The 3,693-nt window shown below is 62.8% G+C and carries 3 protein-coding genes; 2 read left to right on the top strand and 1 reads right to left on the bottom strand.

What is annotated here, in order from left to right; all coding sequences use genetic code 11:
- Nucleotides 1–1,173, bottom strand: a 1,173-nt coding sequence (locus EN879_RS27590) for an efflux RND transporter periplasmic adaptor subunit (RefSeq protein WP_127274367.1), incomplete at its 3' end; no start/stop codon positions are given.
- Nucleotides 1,174–1,318: 145 nt separating this feature from the next.
- Between EN879_RS27590 and EN879_RS27585 the strand changes: the two genes are divergently transcribed.
- Nucleotides 1,319–1,852 carry a TetR/AcrR family transcriptional regulator gene (locus EN879_RS27585; protein ID WP_024503025.1) on the top strand — a complete coding sequence of 178 codons (534 nt, stop codon included), beginning with the start codon at nt 1,319–1,321 and terminating at the stop codon, nt 1,850–1,852.
- Between the two features lie 124 nt (nt 1,853–1,976).
- The gene (locus tag EN879_RS27580) at nt 1,977–3,578 is read left to right on the top strand and encodes an inorganic phosphate transporter (RefSeq protein ID WP_063170349.1); all 1,602 of its coding nucleotides are present in this window, start codon (nt 1,977–1,979) and stop codon (nt 3,576–3,578) included.
- The last annotated feature ends 115 nt before the right edge of the window (nt 3,579–3,693 follow it).

Genomic DNA, 3,693 nt, shown 5'->3' with positions numbered 1-3,693 from the left:
GCCGGGCTTGACGAACACCTGCGACAGCACGAGCGCGGGCTTGTCACCTTCCGCCGCCGGCTTGGCCCCATCGGCAGCCTTGTCAGTTGGCTTTGCCGCATCGGCGGCAGGCTTGGCTGCATCAGCCGCCGGCTTCATGGCATCGGCCGGCTTGGTGTCCGCAGGCTTGGCGTCAGCCGATTTGTCGGCTGCCGGCGCAGCGGGTTTTTCCTCCGGCTTGGCAGCTGGCGCTGTCTCGGCGGGCTTGGCTGGCTGCACCACGAAGATGTAGTCGCCATAGAGACTTGTCGTCAGCGCCGTCTGCGGCAGGGTCAGCACGTTCTGCTCTTCGGGCAGCTCGACACGCACCTGCACGAACTGGCCGGGGGTCAGCTTGCCATCGGGATTGGCGACTTCCGCCCGGATGTTCACCAGCCGGCTGGACGAGTCGATCTTCGGGTCTATGCCACGAATGGCGCCTGCGAATGGCCTGTCCTCGCCGCCAAAGCCCAATCGAATCGTCTGGCCGATCTTGAGCAAGGCGAGTTGCTGTTCGGGAACCGTGAAATCGACCCGCATCGTGTCGAGGTCCTGCAATGTCACCACGGCGGTGCCGGGCGCCAGATACTGGCCGACATCGATCTTCGGGATACCCACCGTGCCGCCGAAAGGCGCCGTCAGCTGCTTCTGGTCGAGCACGGCCTGCAGCTTGGTGACTTGGGATGCCGAGGCCGAGGCCGCCGCACGCGCCGTGTCCAGCGTCGAGTCGGAGCCAACGCCACGCCTGGTCAGTTCGATGGCGCGGGCAAGTGAGGTCTGGTCTAGCGCGGCCTGCGCCTTCTGTGCATCGAGGTCGGCGCGCTCGACGGCGTCATCGAGTTGCAGCAGAACCGCATTGTCCGCCACCTTCTGGTTGGCATGGAAAAGGATGTCCTTGACGATACCGGTAGTCTCGACCGTCAGGTCGACACCGCGCACCGCCTTGACCGTGCCGATCGCCTCGACGCCTGGCGTCCAGGCCGAAGGCTTGGCGATGGTCGTCGAAACGGTTGCCGCCGGCGGCTTCATCGATGCGAAGTACTGCTTGATGCCGTTGTCGCGCAGGAAGTTGAAGCCGACGATGCCGCCGACCACGACGACGAGCAGGGCCAGAACCAGAACAATGATAAAGATACGGAGTATGCGCTTGAACAAGGAAGTCCCCTCAGTCGAAATCCGGCGCGAAGCGCGGATATCGGGACACATACCGACTGCGGGTCCCGATTTCAAATAATGGCGGTCTTCCTGTACCGTCTGGACGGTCTTGTCAATTGGGCCTAAGCTTGCGATGGGAGGCACCATGAGAGCCCAAAGACCGAATTCGCGCGAGAAGATTCTCGCCGCGGCGGCTGATGTTGCCCGGGAATCCGGACCAGGCAGCCTGTCGCTGGATGCCGTCGCCAGCCGTGCCGGCGTGTCGAAGGGAGGGCTCCTCTACAATTTCCCGACCAAGGCCAAATTGATGCAAGGTTTGGTCGAAGGCTATCTGCGCGAGTTCGAGCACGCGCTGGAAGCCGCCAGCACAAATGACAAGGACGAAAATCCCCTGGCCGTCTACATCAGGCTGTCGGCCAATGATTGCGAGGAAAAGCAGCCGTCGGCGTCCTGGATCTTCTCGGCCATCGCCGAGGATCCCGATTTCATGATGCCGATAAAGACCTTCAAGCGGCAGCTTTTCGAGCGGCTGAAGGGCGAGACGCCGGATCTCAAATCGCTGTTGATCTGCTATCTCGCCATCGAGGGATTGCGCAGCATGAACCTCTTCGATTCGGATGTCCTGTCGAAAGACGAGCGCCAGTTGTTGGTATCGTCGCTGCTCGAGATTGCCAAATAGGCGCCGCCCACCCGCTTTTCGGCAGGCCTGTTCGTGAACGCGGCGTTCGCCGGCGTCACACAGGGTTCATCGTGCGGACATAGCGTCTTCCCAGTTCTTTGCTGCAATGCATCTGGAGTGGGACATGGTGGACATAGTTTCTAGCGAGGCGGGCATTCCGAGACCGGATCATCCGCTGGATCAATCGGGCAGCGCGAAGTGGTTCCTGCCGGCCTTCGGCGTGCTGGTGCTCGTCGGCATCGCCTATGTCGGCTACGCGCTCAGCCAGGATCTTGCGGTGGCCAAGACCGTGCCGTGGATCCTGCTTGGCATCGCCTTGCTGATCGCGCTCGGCTTCGAGTTCGTCAACGGCTTCCATGACACCGCCAATGCGGTGGCGACGGTCATCTACACGCGCTCGATGCCGGCCGAATTCGCCGTCATGTGGTCGGGCGCCTTCAATTTCCTCGGGGTTCTCACCTCCAGCGGCGCGGTCGCCTTCGGCATCCTGTCGCTGCTGCCGGTCGAGCTGATCCTGCAGGTCGGCTCGTCCTCGGGCTTCGCCATGGTGTTCGCGCTGCTTGTGGCGGCGATCCTGTGGAATCTCGGCACCTGGTTCCTCGGACTGCCGGCGTCGAGCTCGCACACGATGGTCGGTTCGATCATCGGCGTCGGCCTTGCCAACCAGTTCATGGCGCCCGCCGGCAGCGCCACCAGCGGCGTCGACTGGTCGCAGGCGACCAATGTCGGCGTCACCCTGCTGGTGTCGCCGATCATCGGCTTCTTCGCCGCGGCGATCCTGCTCTATGTAATGAAGCTGCTGGTGCGCAATCCGGCGCTCTACGAGGCGCCGAAGGGCAACACGCCGCCGCCATGGTGGATCCGTGGCCTGCTCATCTTCACCTGCACCGGCGTCAGCTTTGCGCACGGCTCCAATGACGGACAGAAGGGCATGGGCCTGATCATGCTGATCCTGATCGGCGTCGTGCCGACGGCGTATGCGCTGAACCGCACCCCCGACATCAACTATCTCGAAGCCTACAAGTCTGCTTCGGTCAGCGTCGAAACGGCGCTGGGCAAATATGCCAAGCCCGGCGTCACCGTCGCCGATGCCAAGGCCGCCGTCCAGGATGCCGTGCGCACCAGGACATGGAGCGACCAGACGACGGTTGCGCTGCAGACCTACATCCACAACACGACGGCTGGCCTGCAGCCCTATGCCTCGGTCGAGACGGTGCCGACCGATCTGGTCAGCAACGCCCGCAACGACATCTATTTGATCGGCGAAGCGCTCAAGCTGATCGACAAGAAGCAGCTGCTGCCGATGGAGGCGGCCGATCTGAAAGCGGTCACCGACTATCACAAGGCCGTCGACAACGCGACGAAGTTCATCCCGATCTGGGTGAAGGTCGCCGTCGCGCTGGCGCTCGGCCTCGGCACCATGGTCGGCTGGAAACGCATCGTCGTCACGGTCGGCGAGAAGATCGGCAAGAGCCATCTGACCTACGGCCAGGGTGCGGCGGCCGAACTCGTGGCGATGGTGACCATCGGCATGGCCGATCGGCTGGGACTGCCGGTGTCGACGACTCATGTGCTGTCGTCGGGCGTTGCCGGAACGATGGCGGCGAACGGTTCGGGGCTGCAATGGGCGACGGTGCGCAATCTGCTGCTTGCCTGGGTGCTGACGCTGCCGTGCTCGATCACGCTGGCCTTCGTGCTGTTCATCATCTTCCGCCAGGTGTTCTGAGCCGAGCGTAAGCTTCCGAACAAAAGGCAGCGCCGGGTGACCGGCGCTGCCTTTTTTCTTTAAGTGAGCACTGCGTTCAAGGGGTGAAGACGTATTCGTTTCTGTTGACGTGGAA

Source organism: Mesorhizobium sp. M7A.F.Ca.AU.002.02.1.1 (genome assembly GCF_003998535.1).
Lineage (GTDB): Bacteria > Pseudomonadota > Alphaproteobacteria > Rhizobiales > Rhizobiaceae > Mesorhizobium > Mesorhizobium ciceri.
This window is presented reverse-complemented; position numbering and strand designations above follow the sequence as displayed.

What these genes read in the sequence shown, in the direction of transcription:
- EN879_RS27585 (WP_024503025.1), top strand. Translation starts at nt 1,319, where the DNA reads ATGAGAGCCCAAAGACCGAATTCGCGCGAGAAGATTCTCGCCGCGGCG.
- EN879_RS27580 (WP_063170349.1), top strand. Translation starts at nt 1,977, where the DNA reads ATGGTGGACATAGTTTCTAGCGAGGCGGGCATTCCGAGACCGGATCAT.